Annotated in this window: 2 pseudogenes; both read right to left on the reverse strand. The window is 62.9% G+C overall.

Going from position 1 to position 661, the window contains the following annotated elements:
* A pseudogene (locus tag EN750_RS37730) lies at positions 1-329 on the reverse strand (urea ABC transporter permease subunit UrtC); the annotation flags it as partial.
* Positions 326-661, reverse strand: a pseudogene (locus EN750_RS37735) (urea ABC transporter permease subunit UrtB); the annotation flags it as partial. The pseudogenes EN750_RS37735 and EN750_RS37730, both read right to left, overlap by 4 nt.

Consider the following 661-nt stretch of genomic DNA (forward strand, 5'->3'; position numbering starts at 1 on the left):
GGCAAGATGGGATTGCCGTAAACGCCGCGTGAGCCGATCTGGCGCATCAGATACATGCCCATCGCATAGCCGCCGAGCGCGAAGAAGGCGCCGTGGCCAAGCGAAAGGATGCCGCAATAGCCCCAGACAAGATCGAGGGCCAAGGCGAGCAGCGCATAGCAGAGATATTTGCCGGTCAGCGCGACAATGTAGGATGGGATGTAGAAGGCGCTGGTAGGAGACACCGCAAGGTTGAGCAGCGGCACGATAACGGCCACCGCCAGCAGGATGAAGATCGTGATGGCGATGCGGCGGTCCGCGCCGGCGGCAAAGAAGCGTCCCGTGATCATGCTTCCACCGCCCTGCCCTTGAGCGCGAACAGGCCGCGCGGGCGCTTCTGGATGAACAGGATGATCAGCACCAGCACGACGATCTTGCCGAGCACCGCGCCCGCATAGGGCTCGAGGAACTTGTTGACGATGCCGAGCGAGAAGGCGCCGACCAGCGTGCCCCACAGATTGCCGACGCCGCCGAAGACGACGACCATGAAACTGTCGATGATGTAGCCGCGACCGAGATTGGGCGAGACGTTGTCGATCTGGCTGAGCGCGACACCGGCAATGCCTGCAATGCCGGAGCCGAGCGCGAAAGTCAGCGCGTCTACCCATGGCGTCCTGATGCC

The sequence above is a fragment of the Mesorhizobium sp. M7A.F.Ca.ET.027.03.2.1 genome (genome assembly GCF_003999175.1).
In the GTDB taxonomy this organism is placed as follows: Bacteria; Pseudomonadota; Alphaproteobacteria; order Rhizobiales; family Rhizobiaceae; genus Mesorhizobium.